This window comes from Haloarcula halophila, assembly GCF_029278565.1.
Taxonomy (GTDB): Archaea; Halobacteriota; Halobacteria; order Halobacteriales; family Haloarculaceae; genus Haloarcula; species Haloarcula halophila.
The window spans coordinates 12,014-33,897 of record NZ_CP119560.1; the positions used below are offsets into that span (position 1 = coordinate 12,014).

At 56.4% G+C, this 21,884-nt stretch carries 18 protein-coding genes and 3 pseudogenes; 12 read left to right on the top strand and 9 right to left on the bottom strand.

All coding sequences use genetic code 11. From position 1 onward, the window contains the following. Positions 1-570: 570 nt before the first annotated feature. A complete protein-coding gene (locus P0204_RS16100; protein WP_276223644.1) occupies positions 571-1,254 on the bottom strand; it encodes a class I SAM-dependent methyltransferase in 684 nt (227 codons plus the stop codon). A gap of 418 nt (positions 1,255-1,672) precedes the next feature. Between P0204_RS16100 and P0204_RS21145 the strand changes: the two genes are divergently transcribed. Beyond that, the gene (locus P0204_RS21145; protein WP_419181158.1) at positions 1,673-1,837 is read left to right on the top strand and encodes a DUF7333 family protein; all 165 of its coding nucleotides are present in this window, start codon (positions 1,673-1,675) and stop codon (positions 1,835-1,837) included. Between the two features lie 161 nt (positions 1,838-1,998). Here the strand turns inward: P0204_RS21145 and P0204_RS21150 are convergent, their stop codons facing one another. The 4 genes and pseudogenes from P0204_RS21150 to sufB all read right to left on the bottom strand — a co-directional run bounded on the left by P0204_RS21150 (position 1,999) and on the right by sufB (position 4,575). Beyond that, positions 1,999-2,148: a DUF7563 family protein gene (locus tag P0204_RS21150; protein WP_419181157.1), complete on the bottom strand. Its 150-nt coding sequence runs from the start codon at positions 2,146-2,148 to the stop codon at positions 1,999-2,001. A 193-nt stretch (positions 2,149-2,341) separates the two neighbouring features. Continuing rightward, positions 2,342-2,608 (bottom strand): hypothetical protein, encoded by a 267-nt coding sequence (locus P0204_RS16110; protein WP_276223646.1) that lies wholly within the window; start codon positions 2,606-2,608, stop codon positions 2,342-2,344. A gap of 147 nt (positions 2,609-2,755) precedes the next feature. Then, positions 2,756-3,094, bottom strand: coding sequence for a 4Fe-4S dicluster domain-containing protein (locus P0204_RS16115; RefSeq protein WP_276223648.1), 339 nt, complete (start codon positions 3,092-3,094; stop codon positions 2,756-2,758). A 52-nt stretch (positions 3,095-3,146) separates the two neighbouring features. After that, positions 3,147-4,575: pseudogene (sufB, locus tag P0204_RS16120) on the bottom strand (Fe-S cluster assembly protein SufB). A gap of 300 nt (positions 4,576-4,875) precedes the next feature. On the opposite strand from sufB, the gene P0204_RS16125 reads away from it, so the two are divergent. Further along, the gene (locus P0204_RS16125) at positions 4,876-6,270 is read left to right on the top strand and encodes a protein adenylyltransferase SelO (RefSeq protein WP_276223652.1); all 1,395 of its coding nucleotides are present in this window, start codon (positions 4,876-4,878) and stop codon (positions 6,268-6,270) included. A gap of 43 nt (positions 6,271-6,313) precedes the next feature. Here P0204_RS16125 and P0204_RS16130 read toward each other — a convergent pair. Continuing rightward, positions 6,314-8,103, bottom strand: a pseudogene (locus tag P0204_RS16130) (cytochrome c oxidase subunit I). Between the two features lie 362 nt (positions 8,104-8,465). Between P0204_RS16130 and P0204_RS16135 the strand changes: the two are divergent. Continuing rightward, entirely contained in the window at positions 8,466-9,131 is a 666-nt protein-coding gene (locus tag P0204_RS16135) for a helix-turn-helix domain-containing protein (RefSeq protein WP_276223656.1), read from the top strand. 414 nt (positions 9,132-9,545) lie between these two features. Next, the gene (locus P0204_RS16140; RefSeq protein WP_276223657.1) at positions 9,546-10,940 is read left to right on the top strand and encodes a PAS domain-containing sensor histidine kinase; all 1,395 of its coding nucleotides are present in this window, start codon (positions 9,546-9,548) and stop codon (positions 10,938-10,940) included. Between the two features lie 215 nt (positions 10,941-11,155). On the opposite strand, the gene P0204_RS16145 is transcribed toward P0204_RS16140, so the two are convergent. Further along, a complete protein-coding gene (locus tag P0204_RS16145) occupies positions 11,156-11,368 on the bottom strand; it encodes a hypothetical protein (RefSeq protein ID WP_276223659.1) in 213 nt (70 codons plus the stop codon). Between the two features lie 320 nt (positions 11,369-11,688). Between P0204_RS16145 and P0204_RS16150 the strand changes: the two genes are divergently transcribed. The 5 genes from P0204_RS16150 (at position 11,689) to P0204_RS16170 (ending at position 16,119) form a co-directional block, all read left to right on the top strand. Beyond that, entirely contained in the window at positions 11,689-12,066 is a 378-nt protein-coding gene (locus P0204_RS16150) for a response regulator transcription factor (RefSeq protein ID WP_276223661.1), read from the top strand. Next, a complete protein-coding gene (locus P0204_RS16155) occupies positions 12,059-13,207 on the top strand; it encodes a HEAT repeat domain-containing protein (protein ID WP_276223663.1) in 1,149 nt (382 codons plus the stop codon). Before P0204_RS16150 ends, P0204_RS16155 begins: the two co-directional genes overlap by 8 nt. A gap of 1 nt (position 13,208) precedes the next feature. Continuing rightward, on the top strand, positions 13,209-14,636 hold the full coding sequence (locus tag P0204_RS16160) for a glycosyltransferase family 2 protein (RefSeq protein ID WP_276223705.1): 1,428 nt from the start codon (positions 13,209-13,211) through the stop codon (positions 14,634-14,636). Between the two features lie 23 nt (positions 14,637-14,659). Next, positions 14,660-15,817: a sensor histidine kinase gene (locus tag P0204_RS16165; RefSeq protein WP_276223707.1), complete on the top strand. Its 1,158-nt coding sequence runs from the start codon at positions 14,660-14,662 to the stop codon at positions 15,815-15,817. 71 nt (positions 15,818-15,888) lie between these two features. Beyond that, the gene (locus P0204_RS16170; RefSeq protein WP_276223667.1) at positions 15,889-16,119 is read left to right on the top strand and encodes a hypothetical protein; all 231 of its coding nucleotides are present in this window, start codon (positions 15,889-15,891) and stop codon (positions 16,117-16,119) included. 212 nt (positions 16,120-16,331) lie between these two features. Here P0204_RS16170 and P0204_RS16175 read toward each other — a convergent pair whose 3' ends face one another. Next, positions 16,332-16,730: a response regulator transcription factor gene (locus tag P0204_RS16175; protein WP_276223669.1), complete on the bottom strand. Its 399-nt coding sequence runs from the start codon at positions 16,728-16,730 to the stop codon at positions 16,332-16,334. 473 nt (positions 16,731-17,203) lie between these two features. Beyond that, positions 17,204-17,794 (bottom strand): annotated as a pseudogene (locus P0204_RS21155) (IS6 family transposase). A 172-nt stretch (positions 17,795-17,966) separates the two neighbouring features. Here P0204_RS21155 and P0204_RS16180 point away from each other — a divergent pair. The 3 genes from P0204_RS16180 to P0204_RS16190 all read left to right on the top strand — a co-directional run bounded on the left by P0204_RS16180 (position 17,967) and on the right by P0204_RS16190 (position 21,884). Then, positions 17,967-19,262 carry an MgtC/SapB family protein gene (locus P0204_RS16180; protein WP_276223671.1) on the top strand — a complete coding sequence of 432 codons (1,296 nt, stop codon included), beginning with the start codon at positions 17,967-17,969 and terminating at the stop codon, positions 19,260-19,262. 308 nt (positions 19,263-19,570) lie between these two features. Next, complete coding sequence (locus tag P0204_RS16185) at positions 19,571-20,932, top strand: ABC transporter substrate-binding protein (RefSeq protein ID WP_276223673.1); 1,362 nt, start codon at positions 19,571-19,573, stop codon at positions 20,930-20,932. 61 nt (positions 20,933-20,993) lie between these two features. Further along, positions 20,994-21,884: a carbohydrate ABC transporter permease gene (locus P0204_RS16190; protein WP_276223709.1), complete on the top strand. Its 891-nt coding sequence runs from the start codon at positions 20,994-20,996 to the stop codon at positions 21,882-21,884.

Consider the following 21,884-nt stretch of genomic DNA (forward strand, 5'->3'; position numbering starts at 1 on the left):
CTCACTATGATACAGATTAAAAAGCCAATAGGCGACGGCACTTGCAACTATGACACCCAGGATACCAGCTAGCCAGTTCCCCTCAAAAACCAACTCACGTATCCCTCCAGTAGCGCCCCTAAAGGCTATTAAGACGAGTAGGACAAGTGCTAACCGACGAAAAGAAAAGCCGAGTTCCGTTCCCGGGTTCGGCTTGTCTGTATCCACAGTATATGATTTTTCAGCTCTATCTCAATGGTTCTTTCCCCGTTCAATACGCACACCTACCTACCGGCTGTTTCAGCGGGAAAGGTATGGATTCAATAGGAGTTCAACAGAGCCTCGAATTCCGATCCTGCCTTTTACGCTACTCAGAGGCAGTAGCTCCCTCCTTAGAAACTGGTCGTGCTTCTCGCAGCATTCTCAACGGAATAGACCAGCGATCTATACAGAATACGTCTCTAGAGGAATTCGAGCTATTCGGATATTGTCAGGTAACCCGTGCAAGATACAGAGCATAGATTCAGCAGGAACTTAGCGTATCATTTCATGCGATACGAGATACTGGCCTCTCCGAATGAGAGCTCGCACTTACTCAACGACTAACATCTTGTTAGCACCACGCTGAAACTCGAATGGAACTTCTCGGATATCGGTGGTGTAGCCCTCTGACTGGAGGTCCTTGACAAGTGTCTCAGCGATGTCGGACTGGTCGGCATCGAACCCATGCAGTGGGAACACGCGGAGTTGAGCGCCAACCCGGCATAACTCTCGGATAGTTTCGAGGTGAAACTCGTAGGACAACCGGTCGTCGTAGAGGAACAGAAAGTGTGCCGAAAGGACGAGATCAAACGCGTGATCGTCAAACGGGGTCGCTGGCAGATCCGCATAGACGTATCGGTCGCCGTTGTGGGCATAGTCAGACAGGAAGCGTGAGGCTGCCCGTTCACGGTAGGCCCTGAGTTCAGAAACATCGTCGTAGAACTCCCACACGTATAGATCTTCGACACCATCGAGAGCATCCATCGCCGTTTCGATATCCTCGGCACAACTACTCGACAACGCAGCCGGCGACCGATTGTACATTTTGTCTGCACCGACAGCCGTAATGTCATGTTCGTGAGCCACTGCCACGAAAGAACAGGGACCAGCAGGACAGTCGAGAATACTTTGTCCGGCCCAGGAAGCGGGATCGAAATCGAACATCTTCTGGTATTCGGTGAATGTTCGCCCTATGAAGGCGAACTCGTCAATCTCGTACTTTTTTGTAGTCATGACTCACCACCCATGTTGACCATATATGTACACTGATGTATAAAAATGTCCGTTTCAGACAGGCACTCTCTCTCTAACTCGAATGCAAGACTCGCGCTCTCCATCTTGCACAGCGTACAGAAAACCTACTGATATTGGCAGGACCGCTGGTGGTCAATACCCACGCTGAGCAGCTGGTTCGTCCCAAGAGTTCTGAACTCAATTCTTGAGTGCTGTACCTTGGCGCCGTATCTGCGTATCCGATTTCCGCTCGTGCGGTGCACGCTAATCAGAGGGTGCAGGTCCCACTATGAAGCTGTTCATGATTATCTCAGCATGCTCAATCGAGTTGTCTAACGATCAGTGCAGGGAGTGGACTGTCCGTTGGTCAACTGCCGCGATTCAGGTCGATCAGTCGGCTTCCTGGGCTCCGTCGCAGATCTGGAGATACGCACTGGTGATCGTCGCCGTTGCGACAGTCGCGCTCACGTCCGTGATAACTCCCTCGACGGTCTTCATAATGGTCCTGCCCTCGATGATCGTCTTCTCGGTCATCGCGTTCTTTTTGAGGATGAAATACGGGGAGTTCAACGCCAGTCCGTAGCGGTGTAGCTCAATAGCCAAGGCCCACGTTGCTCCTGTCCTGAATAACGCGACATATAGCCGGTCGGGTGTGGGGTGTTCCAATGGAAGCACGAAACTCGGGAGGCCATTACCAAGCAACCTGCTTCAGCGGTTGATGCCTGAGAATCAAAGTACTATGCTCTATAGCTGCTCACTTCGCTCTCGTGTCACTTCTCCGATTCCCGCGTTCGCCGAACAGGCGGGGCACGCATACACTGTGCCCTCACCGTCACCAAATACTCGCACGAACCGGTCCGAGACGTGTCCGCCGCAGGTACTGCATTCCGGCATACGGGTCAGTGACCCTCCTCAAGAGCCGACGCTTTGCGACCCAACTCATACTGCCTGTTGAAATCCTCGCGTGGATACGGTATGTGTTCCCAGAGTCGAATGCCTGTGCTATCTATGTCACTCGTTCTGTCTTCCCGTATTGATGATCGTGGGCTATCAAACGCCGTTGTGGATTGGATACAGATGTCTGGTGTCATCGCTCTGAATACCGAATCGCTCCAGTCGTGACTTCGGTGATTCCGATATCAGCGAGTTCGGCTATCACTGCCGGCGGAAGCGTTTCGAGCGTCTCGTCAATCTGTGGGTCAACCGAAACACCATCGATCTTGAGTGCCGATAGCTTCCCGCGGCTACCGTGGGCGGCGACTTCGAATTCAAACGGGCGGTCACGATCGTCAACGGCCTGTACCCAGATCTTCGATAACCCGTTAGCGCTCTCCCAGTGAACACTGTTCGTCACTGTAACCGACCCAGCAGGAGGGACACATGAAGAGCTACACGCTTGGCACTGGCCTGGATGAGGCGAGGTGCCAACGTACTCATATTCGGTTCCACACCGGTAACACTGTAATGTTAGAATCATCGCCTACACTTTTCCAGCAAGAGTTCAGAGCCGCCCCGCTCGTCCCGGGTCAACGTCGATGGCATCAACAGGGCAGACATCGACACAGAGCATACAGTCGATACACTGGTCCTCGTGGATGGGGTCGGCTTTGATTTCGGACTCAGGGTGACCCGGCGTTTCAACCCACTCGAACACGTCAACAGGGCAGTCCTCTAGACAGGCCCCGTCCGCAATACAGATGTCGAAATCCACTGCAACATGGGTCCCGTGGATACCCTGTTTTTGCTCCGTTGGTTCTTCACCATCTGTCGTCCATACCCGATGGTCCTCGTGCCTGTCGACTTCCTCGTAGGTATTCTCGAAACTTGGATCGATAGCCATTGAGATGCCCTCTAGTACATTGGTCTTGTCCAGCAACCAGCTGAACCGGTCACTACCCGAGCGACCCCTCCATCTCCAGTTCGATGAGGCGGTTCAGTTCGACGGCGTACTCGATGGGCAGTTCCTCCGTGATCGGCTCGATGAAGCCGGCGACGATCATCTGCTTGGCGTCGTCGTCGTCCAACCCACGGGACTGGAGGTAGAAGACGTCCTCGTCGCCGATCTTCCCAACCGTGGCCTCGTGGGCGACGTCGACCTTGTTCTCCTGGATCTCCATGTACGGCATGGTGTCCGACGTCGATTCGTTGTCGAACATCAGCGCGTCACACTCGACGGAGGTCGAGGAGTCCTCGGCGCCGTCGGCAATGTGGACGAGGCCACGGTAGTTCGTGCGGCCGCCGTCCTTCGCGATGGACTTGGACTCGATGGTGGACTTCGTGTCGGGCGCGTTGTGGTAGACCTTCGCGCCGGTGTCGATGTCCTGACCCTCGCCGGCCATGGCGATGGTGATGTGGTTGTCCGTCGCGCCCGGACCCTTGAGGACGGTCGAGGGTACAGCATCGTGGCCTTCGAGCCCATCGAGCCCGAGACCCACTCCATCGTCCCGTCGGCCTCACAGATCGCGCGCTTGGTGTTAAGGTTGTAGGTGTTTTTCGACCAGTTCTGCACGGTCGAGTACTGGACGTGGGCGTTCTCGCCGACGAACACCTCGACGCCACCGCTGTGGAGGTTAAACGCGGAGTACTTCGGCGCGGAGCAGCCCTCGATGTAGTGGACTTCGGAGTTGTCCTCGGCGATGATGAGCGTGTGCTCGAACTGGCCCATCCCCTCGGAGTTCATCCGGAAGTACGCCTGAACGGGCATGTTGACCGTGGTGTCCTCCGGGATGTAGACGAAGGAGCCACCGGACCACACCGCACCGTGGAGGGCGGCGAACTTGTTGTCGCTTGGGGAACGCACTTCGTCATGAAGTGCTCCTTGACGAGTTCTTCGTGCTCCTGGACGGCCTTGTCCATGTCACAGAAGATGACGCCTTTCTCCTCCCAGCGCTCCTGCATGTTCTGGTAGACAATCTCCGATTCGTACTGGGCGCCCACGCCCGAGAGGGCGTTCTTCTCGGCTTCGGGGATGCCCAGTTTGTCGAAGGTGTCCTGGATCTCCTCGGGGAGGTCCTCCCAGGATTCGGCACCGCCGCGGGTTTCGATGTCCGGGCGGATGTAGGGGACAATATCGGCGATGTCGACTTCCGAGAGGTCCGGCGCACCGGGCCAGCCAGTCGGCATCGGCATCTCCTGGAACTGCTTGAGCGCGCGCAGGCGACGCTCGAGCATCCATTCGGGCTCGTCCTTGTCTTCGGAGATGACTCGGACGGTCTCCTCGGTGAGGCCCTTCTCGGTCTCGAAGGCGGATTTTTCCTCCTTCTTGAACTCGAAGCGGGCTTCGGTATCGGTCTCTTTGAGGTGATCCTGGTCTGAGCTCATGTATCAGATATTGAGTCGAGGGGTTAAAAATTTCTAGGTCAATCAGAGGTATTATTTTGTCTGAACCGTATGCTATTTTTTAAATCAAAAATATTTTTGTGCCCGCGTAATATGGGTTGGTATGGGAAAGACAGACAATTGCACCCGAGGAATTGCCCCAGCTACCGGGAGCCGTAGTCTTTCCCAACTCCTATCAGAGTGGCACAGAGGACCGGCGACTCGGCTTCTCTGTGCTACTCTCTACAAATAGATAAAAAATAAGCTTATTAAAACAAGCAAGGTAACGGTATATGAAACTAAATGACCTTTTCATTTGATACCACTTACAAAAATTTAGACTCGGACCTCTATTCGAGAGTAACGCCAAAAAGTATCGCTAACCCCGAAATTTTGCTTCTCAATGACGGGCTATGTGCTGATCTTGGATTGGATACAGCAAAGCTCAATGCTAAAATTCTAGCAGGCCAAGATCTCTTGGAAGAGTCAATTGCCCAAGCATATGCAGGCCACCAGTATGGAAGTTTTACAGTTCTGGGCGATGGGAGAGCGATGATACTCGGTGAACATGTAAACGATGGCAATAGATACGATATTCAACTGAAAGGGGCTGGTCGAACGCCGTACTCGGGAAGAGGCGATGGCAACGCGACTGTCAGCTCAATGCTCAGAGAGTATCTCTATTCATATGCGATGCAGAATTTAAAAATCAAAACATCGAGAAGTCTGGCAGTCGTCGAAACTGACGAAGCAGTCGAACGACGGCAGACAGAACCTGGGGCCATCCTTGTCCGAGTGATGAACAGCCACATTCGATACGGGACCTTCCAGTATGTTGCGGGTCAGGCATCCGACGAACTACAGCGGTTCACTGACTATGTTATCAACAGGCACTACCCGCAGCTAAATGCGAAAGATCGCACATATCTAGCGTTCTTCGATGCAGTCATGCAGTCGTCAATTGAGATGGTTGTCGACTGGCTGCGTGTCGGATTCATCCATGGCGTCATGAATACGGACAACATGAGTATCAATGGAGAAACATTTGACTACGGACCATGTGCCTTCATGAATTACTATGATGAGGAGACGGTCTTCAGCTCGATCGACAAGCACGGCCGATATGCATTCGGAAATCAGCGACCCATCTTGCGGTGGAATCTTGAACGATTTGCAGAGGCACTCCAACCGCTGTGTACGCAATCAGCGCTCACATATGATGAACTCGAAGGCAAACTGGACGAATTTGAGGATCGCTTTGATGCGCAATACTACACGATGATGCGGAAGAAACTGGGAATCAACTCAGATGGTGAGGACAGACTCGTCGATGAATTCATAGAGTGGCTTCGCAAATCGAACGCAGACTATACCAATACCTTCCTCGAATTAGAAACGCCAGGTACATTTGATTATCCGGTGTTTGCAACCGAGGAATTCGAACAGTTGAGGAATAAGTTGGCTGCTGTCGGCCTAGATGAGAAGTTGATGCAGGAAGCCAATCCGCGGTATATCCCCCGCAACTACCTAGTTGAAGTGGCACTGGGAGAGTATCTCGAAACTGGGGATCTATCCAAATTTAAGGAGCTATTGACCGTGTTGGAAAATCCCTATACATCGAAGGATATGGGTTCACAATTCAAGCAACCACCGCCGCGAGAATTTGATTCAGAGTATACAACGTACTGTAATACGTGAGCGGATATTACCAAAATGAGCATAGTCATCAATTTTAACAGCGTCAGTCGTCCTTTGGCTCACCCCCGTCGGTCAACGCGGACTTCTCCTCGTCCTCGCCGCCGTCGGTGATGGCCGTCTCCAGCTTGCGGTCGAACCAGGTCCACTCCTTGTTGAGCATCCCGTCGCGTTCGAGGTCCCACGGGTCGCCGTCCTCGACTTTTGGCCCCTCCAACCAGGACTGGAGAAGGTTCCAGACGAATATAAGCTGGCCGGCTAGTAGAATGAACGCGCCGACAGTGGCCAGTTGGTGGAACGTCGAGACCTGTGCCAGCGGCGCGATTGCGCCGTCGAGCTGGTAGGTCGCATACCGGCGGGGCATACCCAGATAACCGAGTGCCAGCATCGCGAAGAACGTGAGGTTAGTCCCAACCATCGAGAGCCAGAAGTGGGCTTTCCCGAGCGTCCGCTGGTACATTCGGCCGGTAAAGATGGGAAACCAGTAATAGATGCCCGCAAATATACCGAAAGCGAGTGCCCCCATTAGAACATAGTGGAAGTGGCCGACCACATAGTAGGTGTCGTGCAGAATGAGATCGATGGGTACCGAGGCGAGGAAGACACCGGTGACACCGCCGATGATGAAGTTCGAGACGAAGCCGATACAGAACAGCATTGGCGTGGCCAGTCGCAGGCGGCCGTTCCACATCGTCGTAATCCAATTGAACGTTTTCACTGCGCTCGGGATGGATATCGCAATCGAGACGGCCATAAACGAGGCCCGCAAGCGTGGGTCCATTCCGGTCGAGAACATGTGATGGGCCCATACGCCAAAGGAGAGGACGCCGATAGCCAGCGTCGAGTAGACGACGAACTTGAACCCGAACAGCTTTCGACCAGCGAACTTCGGTAGGATAAGACTCACCAGTCCCATCGGCGGGAGCACCAGAATATACACCTCGGGGTGGCCGAAGAACCAGAACAGGTGTTGCCACAACAGCGGACCACCGCCCTCGACAGCGAAGAACGTCGTCGAGAGGTTGCGGTCCATGAGCAACATCACGAGAGCGCTGCCCAGCAACGGAAATGAAAAGAGGATGAGCGCCGACTGGGTGAGAACAGTCCACGAGAACATATCGAGGTTTGCCCAGTTGACGTCCTCGCCGCGCTCGGTAAAGACAGTCACAATGAAGTTGATGGCTCCCAACGTCGTCGCGACTCCGGAGAGGTGCAGGCCAAGCAACATCAGGTCGACGCCGGGGTTGGCCTGCTCGACCGACAGCGGCGTGTACATCGTCCAGGCGGTCTGGGCCGGCTCGATCATGTTCTCGGTGACCGGTGCGAGGAAGAAGCCGGCCCAGATGAGCAGGGCCGCCGGCGGTAGCAACCAGAAGGCGATGGCGTTGATCCGCGGGAACGCCATGTCGTCGGCCCCGATCAGCAGCGGGATGAAGTAGTTCGCGAAGGCCGCGATGATCGGCGTCCCGAACAGGAACAGCATCGTGATGCCGTGGCTGTAAGTATAGAATTGTACGCGCTCGGTCCAAGAATCGCTCCCCCCGGAACGATGAGCTGGATGCGGATGAGCATCGCCATGATACCTCCGACCGCGAAGGCGATGATGGCGTACAGCCCGTACAGCAGTCCGATGTCTTTGTGATCGACGGTCGTCAGCCAGCGAATTAGCCCAGTGGGTTTCTCGCGGTTGCGGACGACGGCGTCTTTACCGGTCGCTGTTCCACCGCCGGCCAGTGGCGTATACGACCGCCAGTTCTCGATACGCGTGAGTACTGCGGTAATGCCGACGAGGAGGACAGCCATCAGCCCTGTCAGCACTAGATCTCCTACAGCCATTATATGACAAAATAGCACTCTGATTGTATTCTTCTGCAGGTTATCCGTATAACACCTTTATATGGGGTTGCAAAAATTTTGTGCGGTTCTGGTCCTTCCGAACGTGACCACTGATTTCAAAAACCGCATTTATATGAGATAAATTATAATATTTTCGGCCTATCACAATCGGTCAACAGCATCGTTAGGAATGCCAGGACTTGTTCGGTCGCTTCCCCTAGACGACAGCGGAAATCACCACCTTACTTGTCGGACCAGACTAACACTGCGACAATCCCGGCTACCAGAACAATAACATAAGTTACCGTTACGTATCGGGAAATAGGTTCGCAGCTAGACAATAAAATGGCAAATTAAAACCAATGACCGATATTAAAGCCGACATACGGGTCGAGCATCCCGACATAGTGTGTACGAAGTCGGTCACGTACGACCAAAGTTCGAAAGTGATGTCGGTCTCAGAGGCGGGAACTGACCCAACATCTAGAACCTTCTATTACTACATCGAATCGTCCGACTTCCACCTGCTCGAAGAGGGATTACGGAATGATAATACCGTTGCTGAATTCGAACGGGTCATCGAAACCAGAGATCAGGAGGCGATATATTGCGTCGAATACAGTGGCGAAGGGATACTTTTCTCACCGGTGATTTCAGACGCGAATGGTGTTATCCTCAATAAGAAAAATAATGGAAGCGCTTGGCTGTTCACAATCTGGCTGACAGAACGAGCAGACCTGCATCAGATCTGGGACTACGCCCAAGAGAACGACATTGACATCGAGTTACTTCGCGTGAACGAATACGCGAGTTTAGGAAATACGGACGCTGGATTGACCGATAGCCAACGGGAAGCACTCCTCGTCGCACTCGAAACAGGGTATTTCGAAGAACCACGGAACGCAACACTCGACGAAGTCGCCGCTGAGTTGGATATCTCGCAACCTGCAGCGGGTGGTCTCCTCCGACGTGGAATCAGGCGACTCATCATATCGTCCCTGCTAGCTGAGAGCAAAGCTCCAGAGTAACTACGAATCTGACGCCAGTATACTGTGAGGGTTGATGACTGGGTTCTTTCGCGCTGACTATGTGCCCTGGATCTTGCACGACTACCGGAACAGCTCTTGAAGCTGGCACAATCGATACACGAATCACTATGAGTAGCTGGCCGGTCCAAAAATCCAAAATCAACTCTTTAGGAACTGTCCGTTGGCTCTGTGTCTATGTAGTCAACTTTTACTCATACGTCTCACCTACTCAGAGTTGGCAGGTCTCTCCAGGGAATTAGTCGTGCTTCTCCCAGCATGCAAGTAGATGCGACCGGCTAAACACCATTGGCCGGCAATCAGTTCTAATGTCGATTACTTCAGAGGTTATACTCATCGGAGTTGTTTTCTGGATTTGAGGGCCCTGTTTATATCTCGTCCAGTCATACCACTCATATGGCAGAGGGATTGCATCGAAAGCTTGTCGAAGAGTTCTCCGATATTGCGACGATTATCGATTCAGACGGGACGATTACGTATGTGAGTCCCTCGGTCACCCGGATGCTCGGATATGAGCCAGAGGAACTAGTCGGTGAGGTCGGCTACGAATATCAGCATCCGGACGACCGTGACGCTGTTGCCGACGCCATTGAGAGAATCCAGACAAATCCCGACGACACCCAGATAATCGAGACACGGTTTCGTCGTGCCGATGGCTCGTGGTGTTGGATCGAGGCGACACTACAAAACCGACTCGACGATCCTGATATCAATGGAATCCTCGTGAATAGCCGTGACATCTCCAAGCGAAAACGGAAGGAACACCAACATCAGGCGCTTGCCAAAGAGTACAAAACACTCCTTGAGAACGTCGATGACAGTATTTTCTTCATAAACGTCGAGTCAGCGGATGCGAAGTACGTGTTCCGCTTTGAACGTTTGAACCGTGCCTACGAGGAACAAACCGAGATTTCGACCGATGAAGTCCGGGGAAAGACTCCAACCGACGTGTTCGGTGAAGACCTCGGGACAGACCTCCAAGCAAACTATCATCGGTGTGCCCGAACTCAGGAACCGATCTCGTATGAGGAGGAGGTTCCAGTCGAGACGGGCGCACGGTTTTGGCAAACGGTTCTCACACCAGTTCTTACCAACGGCGAAGTGACCCAGATTATCGGTATCACACGGAACATCACAGAGCGGGTCAAACAGGAGCGACAGCTCCAGAGCCAAAAGGAGCAACTTGACGAGTTCGCAAGCGTAGTGTCACACGATCTGCGGAATCCACTCAGTGTCGCACAGGGTCGGTCAGAACTCCTCGCAAACGACTGCGACAGCGACCATCTCCCTCCCATCAGCAGATCACTTGACCGGATGGAAGAAATCATCGCTGATACGCTCACACTTGCCAGACAGGGCCAAGTTGTCTCAGATCAAGAGCCGATAGATTTAGTCAATTTAGTCGGAAAGTGCTGGAAGAACGTACGATCAGATGAGGCTACCATCGAGATTGAAGACAAAGTCATGATCACTGGTGATCCGGGTCGACTCCAACACATATTCGAGAACCTCTTTCGGAACGCAATTGAACACGGCGGGACGGACGTGACTGTCCGAGTCGGCCAAATCGATACACACGGAATTTACGTCGAAGACACTGGTTCAGGGATTCCGGAAGACGCCCGTGAGGCAGTGTTTGATGCTGGGCATACCTCGGCAAGTGGCGGAACCGGGTTTGGGTTGACAATCGTCAAACGGATCGCAGAGGCCCACGGCTGGAAGGTTAAGATCGTCGAGGGGATTGATGGTGGAGCCCGATTTGAGTTCACTGATATCGATATCGATCAGTGACAAATACGCAGCCACACTGAGAAGGTGGTTCATCCCAACAGTGCTGAAATCAATTCTCTGGATTCTGTCTTTTCGGTCCGTATCGTCGTATTGTGCTTGCGGGCCCAAGCCAATCAGAGGTGGCAGCTCTCAGTTGGAATAGAATACCTGGTCGTGATTATCTCAGCATGCTCGACCGAGCAGACCGACGGTCAGTACAGTGAGTGCGAGTTGCGTCAGGTTGTGTTGTTCGGGTCGAGCGCGTAGTAGACGACAGTCATTGAGACGCCCATCGCGATCGGGCCGAAACTTCCATTCCCCGGCAGCAAGCTTCTGACAGCGAATACGGCCACCGCGGAGATGAGGCCGACGAGCAGAGCGTACGAGAGCCGCGAGAGACCCCGTACTCGGTTGTCAAGTCTACGGTACAGATGTTGGAGGGCATCCATACGCTCGAATACCGTCAGCGGAGGGATACCTCTTTTTGTTAAACACGCATACCCACGGAACAACTGGTTCATCCCACAGTGCTGAAATCAGCTCTGTGAGAACTGTCTAGTGACTCCGTCTCTGTGGATTCGATTTGCCCCGTCGACCCCGTATTCACGGTGCCAGCTCTCTCCAGGAAAACTGGTCGTTGTGCTGGAGGTGCGCTCGGACGTGAAGCACGCGACGACGGTCCATACACGCTCCAACCGGGAGCCACAGAGCCACAAGAGCCCGTCGGCATGACTGTCTTTTTGTCGACGGGCTAATAATGAGTGCATAGATGCCGGGTGAGATACTCGTCGTCGACGACGACGAAACGATCAGGCGGCTCGTCTCCCACCGGCTCGAAGCGGCGGGCTACGACGTGCGGACCTGCGAGGACGGCCGCGAAGCGGCCGACCTGTTGGGGACCGACTACCGGCCTGACCTCGTCGTGATGGACGTGATGATGCCCCGCCTCGACGGAACGCGGTTGGCCCGGATGGTCCGCAAGGGAGAACTCGCGGTCCCGACGGACCTGCCGATCGTGATGCTCACTTCCCGTGGCCGGGAGGAACACGTCCTCGAAGGATTCGACGCGGGCGTCGACGACTACGTGACGAAACCGTTCCGGAGCGCGGAGCTCGTCGCCAGAGTCCGGAGGCAGATGGATGGTTGAGCCGGTCGTGCTCCAGACGGGCGACGTGGTCGCGTTCGGCTACACGGTCCCGTTGACTGTCGTCGTGGTCATGCTGGCACTCGTGATCGCGCTTGCGCTGGCGGTTTCGATGTTTCTGACGGTTGGGCTCTCGGTGTACCACTCGGTACAGGACACCCAGCGCGAGCGGGTCAAACCGGACTTGCGCGAGGAACTACTGAGCCGGCTGTTCAGTCAGGACCCGGACTGGGAAGCACTCGTCGCGGACTGTTCACGCACCGAACGGCGCGTCCTCGAATCCCTGCTCGACGAACACCTCCGGGAACTCGACGGCAGCGATGCCGACCGGCTCAGAGAGTTGGGCGACGCCCTCGGGATTCCCGACCGGGCTCGACGCCGGCTCGGGAGCGGGAACGAGTACCGACGGCTCCACGCGCTGACGTGGCTGACACTGCTCCGGCGGCCGGAGCCGTACGTCGAGTCCTCGTTCGAGCCCGAGACCCCGCGTGAGCGGGCCGCGGCGGTTACACTTTTGCAGGCGTGTGACCGGCTCCCCGACGCGGAGACGGGGGTATCACTCCTGCTCGACGGCGCGAACGAGCAGTTCAGCGTATTCGGTCAGGACACCCTCTACCGTGTCGCACGTAGCGACCCGGAGCCGCTGTTGGCCCGCGCGAGCAGCCACTATCGCGACTGGCCCGAGCCGCTGCTCGCACAGGTACTGGCGGTCTGTTCGCAGTTGGAGACCAGCGTCGGCGACCGGAGCTTAGAGTGGGTGACCGCCGCCCTGGAGACCGAAAACGAGGCGATCCGGGCGGCGGCCGCTGACACACTGGGTAGTTTCGGCTGGCGGGCATCGCTCCGCGACCAGCTATTCCTCGAACGGGCGACCGACGATCCCTCGCCCCGCGTTCGCGCGGCGGTGTACGAGATGCTCGCCTCGTGGGGCGACCGGGAAGCGATCACCGTCCTCCTGTTCGCGCTCGTCGAGGAGACCGACCCCCGGGCGCTGACACTCGGGACGACGGCGCTGGTCGGCCGCCGGGACCACGTCGACCACGACACGGCGGCGGTGTTGGGGCCCGCCTGGGACTGGAGCTTCGAACACTCGGAGTACGACCGCATCGCCGGTCGCGTGACCGCCGGGACGGTGCGTGGGTAGGATGCACTCGCCGGAACACGTCGTGGGGACGGCGCTGCTGGTGTTTGGCGTGTTCGTCGTCGGCTACTACGCCGCCATCAACGCCGGCTATCTACTGTTGCACGTCCTGGCGCTGCTGGAGCTTCGCGACGACGTCCGCGAGTCCGAGTGGGACCCCCCCTTCCGGGAGTTCACGTCGCCGTTTTACCCTGGGATCGGGATCGTCCTCCCGGCGTACAACGAGGAGGCGACGATCGTCGAGAGCGTCCAGTCGATGCTGTCGCTGAACTACCCGGAGATCGAGGTCGTCGTCGTCAACGACGGCTCGACCGACGCGACCGTCGAGCGCCTGGTCGAGCACTTCGATCTGGAACCAGTCGACGCCGACATCCCCTTCGAGGTCCCTGCCGAGGAGATCCACGGCGTCTACCGCTCGCGGATCTACGAGGAGTTGCTCGTCGTCGACAAGGACAATGGCGGGAAAAGCGACGCGCTCAACGCCGGTCTCTGGCTCACCGAGATGCCGCTGTTCTGTGCGGTCGACTCGGATACGGTCATCGACCGGGAGGCGCTGCTGTCGCTGGTCAGGCCCTTCCTGGAGGCGCCGACGACGGCGGTCGCCTCGGGCGGCGTGATCCGCGTCGCGAACAACTGCCGGATCGAGGACGGGGTCGTCAAGGACGTGTCGTTGCCCAAAACCGGGCTCGCCGGACTGCAGGTGATGGAGTACCTCCGGGCCTTCTACTCGGGCCGACTGGGGCTCAACCGGCTCAACGGCCTCATCCTTATTTCGGGCGCGTTCGGGCTGTTTCAGACCGAGACGGTCCGTGAGATCGGCGGCTACCGCCACGACACGATCACCGAGGACTTCGACATCGTCGTCCGGCTCCACCGCCATCTCAAGGAGACCGACCGGGAGTACACCGTCGACTTCGTCCCGGAACCAGTCGCGTGGACGGAGGTCCCCTCGACACGCCGGGTCCTGGGCCGACAGCGCCGACGGTGGTACCGGGGGATGGTCGAGACTGTCGTCACCCATCGGCGGATGGTCGGCAACCCACGATACGGGCGCGTCGGCTGGTTCGTCATGCCCTTCTTCGTGATGGCGGAGACGGTCGGCCCGCTGATCGAGGGGATCGGCTACGTCCTGTTGCCCCTCGCCTGGTACTTCGGCTTCCTGAACGTCGAGTTCTTCCTCGCCTTCTTCCTGTTGACGACCGGATTCGGGATCTTCCTCTCGTGGTTCGGCGTCTTCAGTGAGGTCTGGAGTTTCAACCGCTACGATAGCCCGTGGCAGGTGCTCCGGCTGCTCTGGTACGGCGTCCTGGAGAACTTCGGCTACCGGCAGTGGAAGACCATCGTCGCGTGGCAGGGACTGTTCGAGTACCTCAGGGGCGTGGACACTTGGGGGGCCATGGAGCGGACCGGCTTCTCGACCCGGGACGATTAGTGACTCGGCCGTGAAGACGGGTTATGTCCGAACAGGAGGTACGGAACTACTTCCGGGATCTCTACGAGCTCGGGGCGGACTCGTCGGCGACGCTAGACGAGAAGATCGAACGGGCGATCGCCGTCGGTCGAGACCGGCTCGACGTCGACTACGGGGTACTCTCGTTCACCGGGGACGGCGAGTACGAGGTCGTCGGCTCGACGATCGAGAGCGGCGATTACTCCGCCGGATCGGTCCACGACCTGGACACCACCTGGTGCCGGCACGTCGTCGACGACGAGGAACTACTGATGATCGCCGACGCGGGGTCGTCGGCCTACGCGGACGACATCGCGCGCGAAGTGACCGGCCTCCAGTGTTACATCGGGGCGCCGATCACCGTCGACGGCGAGATCTACGGGACGTTGTGTTTCTCGGGGGAACAACCCCGTGATCGGTCCTTCGACGGGGACGAGCAGCGGTTCGTCGAACTGCTGACCCGCTGGATCGGCCACGAGATCGAACGGGAACGTCACTACCGGGCTCTGGACGCACAGAACGAGCGGTTAGACGAGTTTGCGGGTGTTTTGGCACACGACCTGCGGAACCCGTTGACCAGTGCGTACGGGTACACGGAACTGGCGTCCGAGACGGTCTCGGAACCGGAATCGGAGTATCTCGAGACGGCCCTCGATTCGCTCGATCGAATGGATGAGATGATCACCGAGACGCTGTCGCTCGCCCGGGAGGGCATCGACGTCGGCGAGCGGGAGTCGGTCCGGCTCTCGGAGGTCGCTCGCAGTGCCTGGAACACGATCGACCCCGACACCGCGACCCTGGAGATCGTCGACGACAGATCGATCCGGGCGGACGCCTCTCGTCTCCGCCACCTCTTCGAGAACCTGTTCAGGAACGTCGACGAACACTGCGGCCCGGGGACCCGGGTGACCGTCGAGGGAACCGACGACGGCTTCGCCGTCGAGGACACGGGTCCGGGGTTGCCCGCCGACGTTGCGGACTCGTTGTTCGGCGGCGAGTACGGCGACGGCCGCCGTGGGCTCGGCCTGCTCATCATCGAACGCGTCGTCTCCGGGCACGGCTGGACGGGCCAGGCCCGTGTGACGGACGCCGGCACCCGCTTTGTCTTCTCGGGCGTGGGCACCGTGACGGAGACTCCGGCGACGGCTTCCCGGCCGGAGTGACCGGCCGCTCCGGGGGTCGACCGACGTGAGACGAGTCCACGTGGCTGGGATATCCCTATTGTTACGCAGCGATGAGTCCGTTCCTGACCGCCGACATCGAGCCGCTGGTCGAGTCCTGTGAGTTCGGCGAGGACCGCGTCTACCTTCTGCTGGCCATCGCCCGGGAAAAAACGAGGGACCGGCGTCGACACCCACGCATCCGGAGGGTGGTCGAGGACGAGGGCTCGAACGGGCGATCGCAGAACTCGGCCACGCCGCCCGTCGGTCCGACGAGCGGTTCCGCCTGTATCTCAGACCTCTGAACCATACCGGGCTGACCGTCGACGCGCTCCGAGCGTGCTATCTTCTGGTTGTCCGCCCGGTCCTCAACGAGTCCGAGCGGCGACTACGGCGGAGCGGACGACCCCCACTGTCATCAAGCGGATGACCGACTGTCCGGTGTGGACGCTCTCCTGGCTGGGTCTGACTGACCCGGCGGCGGTCGGTACTGTCGGCGGTTATAATTGTGAGTCGGTCAGTCCCTCGCGACAACCGGGGCCGAGATGTGTCGGTTGATACAGGCAGTCAGGTCGCTGCGGGCAATCGGCTTAGTGAGATAGTCATCAAGACCGTCCGGTACTGACTCTTCGGCGTCAACTGCCGAGACCATTACGAACGGGACCTCGATAGCGTGCTCTTGTATCCGGGTGTAAAGTTCGTCCCCAGACATCTCGGGCATTCGCCGGTCGCTCAAAACGAGGTCAATCTCGTCGGTAATCAGTCCGAGTGCGATAGCACCGTTCGCTGCTGTCTGCACATTGTATGTCTGCTGAAGATAGAGTTCGTATATTTCCCGCACATCTGGGTCGTCCTCAACAAGAAGAACAGTAGGGAGCGGTGATTGTCTGTCACGATCGGGCGAAACTGAGGTCACGGAAAGAAGTAACTGGTGTATCGTAATCGGAGTGCTTCCTTACTAGTGTGGTAGCAGTCACGAGCTTGGTGGTTTGTAACAACCTACTGTCCGCCAGCCTACTGCACAGCCAGTTCGGCGTCTCCAGCGTCAAAATCGAACTGATGTACTAACTCCCTGTACTGACCGAGGACTGAGGTTTACCTCGCTGTCGATACTACTGAAGGATTGGAGCGATTCGGTCGTGTCAAGATCGTCTCCGCCTCCCAGAGAGGGCAAAATAGCGCGATAAAGATGACCGGGTCAAGCAGAATAGGATCATTTCTTCACCCCGAGAACTATTCGAAATCTGCGAGACTGCGAGCGCATAGGTGGCAAAGCGCTTCGGATTTTCTCTGGCAGCGGGGGATCTGAATACGGAAAGAGAGTACCGGAATTGTAACGGTGACTCCTCACCCTCAACGAGGCTCTCCCGGATGGATACAACCATCGCGTTAAATTTGGCGTGAATTATGATAGACGAAGGCTTCGAGCCACTCTTGAGCTGTCTCTAGCTCGACATGGCTGAAACTATTCGTAAATGAGGAAGTTTGTTGTTCTGTTTTTCAGAATATACGTTTGATAGCAGTCCAATTTCCATGTGTGAGCGTCTGAAATCGGAGTCATCTCCAGCCAGAACTGGACCGGGATAATCAGCACCGTCGACAAGAAATAGCACGTCGTCAAGCTGATCTCGATGGTGGAGTTCGGCAGAACTCACCGTGTCTCTGTTTCGTCACCGTCGGAAAGAGGCTGACACTGGATTTTGTTCGTTTTGGGATCAACAGCGCCGTACAGCCAAAATTTCTGCCTATGGAGGCCGATCATCTTTTCGTCGACCGCGAACTGATCCGCAGTCACCGTTGAGATCGGTCTAGTGAACCTACTCGTGGATCGAGACACGACTGCGTTGGGATGCCCAACCTATCGAAAAACTGATTTACATACTTAAGTGATGTATATTATATATGATACCGAATGCCCACTCGAATCGCCCACTCAGGAGTCCGTCGACGCTCCACAAACGACAATTCGAGCCACACGATAGTCCACTGGGATGGTCATAGACACTCTGATCCCGTCCACCTCATCCTTCAACTTAACGCGACCCCACCCTCAGGGCCAACATCTATTACCCATCAGTATATTGGTCTAAATACAGAATGTAGTAGTATATAGGATATATAAAAATGACGGAACAACCGCTTGTAAGCTAAGATGACTGTACTGAGTGCAATCGCGAACACGGCTGTTTTCGGAGGTATAGAGGCGATAAAAGTCGATCCTGAGATACTGAACCTTTTTATTGCAGGTGCACTGGGGATGCTGCTCGGACTCGAACGAGAGTGGGCCAACAAGTCGGCGGGCATCCGCACGTTTACCCTGACCAGCCTGGTCGGGGCTGCCGCAATGTCGCTCAACGAGACGATCCTCCTCGCTGCTGGAGGAGCACTGGTTCTCGTACAAGGGGGGTTGCTCGGGATTCGGGGTATAGTCGCACAGTGGACCGGCGACGATGGTGACTCTGGCTTATCCCTGACAACGTCGACATCACTCCTCGTCGCGTACGCGGTCGGGATTCTAGTCGGAGCCAATCACGTCCTGATCGGCGTCATCATCGGCATAACGTCGTCGTTCCTACTAGTCCTTCGGAGGGAGCTACACGGGTTTGCGAACCAGTTATCGCGAGAGGAAGTACGTAGTGCCGGTGAGTTTGCGATCATCTCGTTTGTCGTGTATCCGCTCCTGCCTGGCGGAACGTACGGACCGTGGGATGCGATTGATCCGAAACTGGTCTGGATGCTGGTGATCGCAGTCAGTGGGATCGGGTTTGTCAACTATATCGTGATGCAACGATACGGCAGTAAGGGGATCGCTGTCACTGGCTTTTTCGGCGGTTTGGTGAACTCCACCGCCGTAATCGGTGAAATCGCGGGCCGTGCGAAGAACAACGTGGGAATCACAGAGCTAGCAGTGGGAACGATACTAATAGCTGATGCAGCGATGGCCGTCCGGAACTTAGCGATCATCGTCGCATTCGTCCCCGAATCGGCTGTCAGCGTTGGACTGCCGCTCGGTCTGATCGCCATCAGTGGCGTCGGACTCGCATATTACGATAGCGACTGGGAGGGTGATCTCGAACTGGACTTCGACTCGCCGTTTAGCAGCGCGAATGCGCTGAAGTTCGGCGTGCTCTTTCTTGCCGTCTTGATTCTCACCGCTGGCGCACAGCGCATCTTCGGAACAGCCGGCTTCCTGCTTACGAGCTTCCTCAGCGGCATCGTTTCGAGCGGCACGACAACAACGACTGCAGTGACGCTGACGTCAACTGGTCAGATAGCGCCGACAGTAGCGGCACAGGGTGTGCTGGCCGGAACCCTCTCCAGTATCCTCGTGAAAATCGGGTTTGCAACGAGTATCAACCGTTCACTGGTAGCGCCGGTAGTGCGAAAGTCACTCTACCTATCGCTGATCGGAATCGGTGGTGTGGTTGTCAGTCTCCAATTGACATGACAGGCAGAGCTATCGGAGTAACACGGGGCCGCCGCGACCCCTACGGCAGAGGAAGGCCTGCGATTTCGCCAGAAACGGTTTCTGCTGACGTGTCACCATTCGAGATGAGGGACTCTGGACGACGTACACCAGTGCTATTAGCAATCTCGACGGAACAGTTCATCGAGGGGAGTAATTAGTTCTCCGGCCTCACTTTTCACGCCTAACTAAAACGACCCGCTCAAATATAATAAAAGTTTAATAATCATGCGACACTGGAAGATAAATGCATGACAAGAGATAGCTATCGTCGAAGCTTTATCAAAGGAGTGGGCGCCGCAACCATCGTCGGGTTGGCAGGTTGTAGCGGGGATAGCAGTGACGGATCAAGTGGTGACGAATCGAGTGGTGACGGATCAAGTAGCACCGACACCGGGACCTCAACCGGTGGAACGACGGGCGGAACAACGATAATCCAGTTCTGGCCCGCGTGGGGAAGCTACTACGAGGAGACGTTCAACGAGATGATCAACCGGTTTGAATCGAACCACGATATCACTGTCGAGATGTCGGCACAGGGATCCTACGGTGAGGCGCAGAAAGCCGTGTTCTCCGCTGCCAAGGCCGGCAACGCCCCGGACATCGCGCACCTCGGCAAGAACAGTACGGTCATCGCCCGTGACACAGGCTATTTCAAACCCATCGGAGACGTCATGCCCGACCTCGACACGAGCCAGTACATCGGGCCGGCAATCGGCTGGAGTCAACTGGAAGGCAAACTCTGGTCGCTCCCGTTCAACAACTCCCAGATCCTCCTGTACTACAACAAGAACCACTTCAGAGAGGCCGGCCTCGATCCGGAGTCACCGCCACAGACCTTCCAACAGGTCAAGGAGTACTCACAGCAGATTGTTGATCAAGGCGTTGCTGAGAAGGGGATCAGCTGGCCAAACATTGCCTGGTGGACGATGAGTTGGCTCTCGGAACAGCAACAACTGTTCTGTAACAAAGAGAACGGTGTGGAGGGTGCGCCGACTAAGACATTCCTGGCCAGTGACGCCGCGGAGACGATGTTCGACTGGTGGATCAACGACATGGCGGACCTCTATCACTATCCCGGCAAAAACGACTGGGGGGCGTCCGAAACGGCGTTCAGGGAAGGAACAGCGTCGATGCATATGAACTCATCCGGTGGGCTAGCGTACCTCCTCGGAGGGTTCCGTGACCAGGGGATTGATGTCGGCGTTGGCCGACTGCCGACACCGAACATGGAGCACGGCGGTCACAGCACCGGTGGCGCTGCTGTCTGGGTGACGGACAAAGACCGGAGCAATGCCAAACGCGATGCAATCCGAAAGTTCCTCCGGAGTATGACAGGACCGGAACAGCAGGCGCTGTATTTCAAAAACACCGGCTACTTCCCGTCGCACAAGGAGTCAATCACCCAACTCGAAGACGAGGGATTCTTTGCCGATAATCCGCTCTACGACACCGCGTTCAATCAGCTTCAGCAGTGGGAAGCTGCGCCTGCGACCCAGGGAATCTTCATGGGCACGCTTCCCCGGACAACGGACCTGATCATCGATCAGACTGACCGGATGTGGCAAGGAAAAGATGTCAGCCAGGCGCTGGCTGACATGAAAAGTGAGGCTGATGAACTCCTCGGCTCGTACGAACGGGTCTCGTACTGAGTCCGTGTAGTTGGATAGAGTAATGCATTTTATAATGGTTGGCTTGGTTGAGGGCTAACATATGCAGGTGTACCGCAACCGGATTCAAGGTGTCCTGTTGTTGCTACCAACGCTCGTCGTGAGCCTCGCGTTCTTTTATTGGCCGGCCTGGAAGACGATTCAACTGAGTCGTGTCCGCACCATCGGGGGCGTACAGAAGATCCCGAACGGCTGGGACCACTTCACGACGCTCGCGACGAGCGGTTCGTTTCAGTATTCTGTATTGATGAGCTTCGTATTCGCGTTCATCGTCGTCGCCGGGTCGATGCTCATCGGACTGTACCTCTCCTATCTCATCTACCGCGTGTCGGCTGGGCAAACGATCTACCTTGTCGCTGCGATCTTTACGTACGCGCTCTCGTTCGCCGTGACTGCCAACATCATGGACGTCCTGTTCAATCCGACTGTCGGCCTGTTTAAAGAGGCGCTCACGGTCGCGACACAAGCCGTCGGAATCCAGTTTGCGTTCGACTTCACGACGAACCCGCTGTGGGCCTGGATATTCGCGACTGGGGCAACAATGTGGAAAATGATCGGATACAACGTGATCTTCATGATGGCGGCACTGAGTGGGATTCCCGAGTCGATCAACGAAACCGCCCGGATTGACGGGGTTGGGAGCTTCCAATTGGTCACCAAGGTGTACATTCCGATGATCTCCCCGACGCTTGCGTTTCTCGCTATCGTCAACACGGTGAACGCGTTCTTCCTGCCGTTCCCGGTGATTCAGGAGATTTCGGGCGGGCCGAGTAACACACTAAATATCCTGATATACGACATCTGGATGACGTACAACAACAGCGTCATCGGGCTTGCGTCGGCGAAATCACTCGTGCTGTTCGCGATTATCGGGCTGCTCACTGCCGGACAGCTGTACCTCTCAGACCGGTTTGCGCATTACGGGGGGACCTGA

What these genes read in the sequence shown, in the direction of transcription:
- P0204_RS16155 (WP_276223663.1), top strand. Translation starts at nt 12,059, where the DNA reads ATGGTTGAGCCGGTCGTGCTCCAGACGGGCGACGTGGTCGCGTTCGGC.
- P0204_RS16140 (WP_276223657.1), top strand. Translation starts at nt 9,546, where the DNA reads ATGGCAGAGGGATTGCATCGAAAGCTTGTCGAAGAGTTCTCCGATATT.
- P0204_RS16180 (WP_276223671.1), top strand. Translation starts at nt 17,967, where the DNA reads ATGACTGTACTGAGTGCAATCGCGAACACGGCTGTTTTCGGAGGTATA.
- P0204_RS16160 (WP_276223705.1), top strand. Translation starts at nt 13,209, where the DNA reads ATGCACTCGCCGGAACACGTCGTGGGGACGGCGCTGCTGGTGTTTGGC.
- P0204_RS16125 (WP_276223652.1), top strand. Translation starts at nt 4,876, where the DNA reads ATGACCTTTTCATTTGATACCACTTACAAAAATTTAGACTCGGACCTC.
- P0204_RS16100 (WP_276223644.1), bottom strand. Translation starts at nt 1,254, where the DNA reads ATGACTACAAAAAAGTACGAGATTGACGAGTTCGCCTTCATAGGGCGA.
- P0204_RS16170 (WP_276223667.1), top strand. Translation starts at nt 15,889, where the DNA reads ATGAGTCCGTTCCTGACCGCCGACATCGAGCCGCTGGTCGAGTCCTGT.
- P0204_RS16115 (WP_276223648.1), bottom strand. Translation starts at nt 3,094, where the DNA reads ATGGCTATCGATCCAAGTTTCGAGAATACCTACGAGGAAGTCGACAGG.
- P0204_RS21150 (WP_419181157.1), bottom strand. Translation starts at nt 2,148, where the DNA reads ATGCCGGAATGCAGTACCTGCGGCGGACACGTCTCGGACCGGTTCGTG.
- P0204_RS16150 (WP_276223661.1), top strand. Translation starts at nt 11,689, where the DNA reads ATGCCGGGTGAGATACTCGTCGTCGACGACGACGAAACGATCAGGCGG.
- P0204_RS16165 (WP_276223707.1), top strand. Translation starts at nt 14,660, where the DNA reads ATGTCCGAACAGGAGGTACGGAACTACTTCCGGGATCTCTACGAGCTC.
- P0204_RS16145 (WP_276223659.1), bottom strand. Translation starts at nt 11,368, where the DNA reads ATGGATGCCCTCCAACATCTGTACCGTAGACTTGACAACCGAGTACGG.
- P0204_RS16190 (WP_276223709.1), top strand. Translation starts at nt 20,994, where the DNA reads ATGCAGGTGTACCGCAACCGGATTCAAGGTGTCCTGTTGTTGCTACCA.
- P0204_RS16135 (WP_276223656.1), top strand. Translation starts at nt 8,466, where the DNA reads ATGACCGATATTAAAGCCGACATACGGGTCGAGCATCCCGACATAGTG.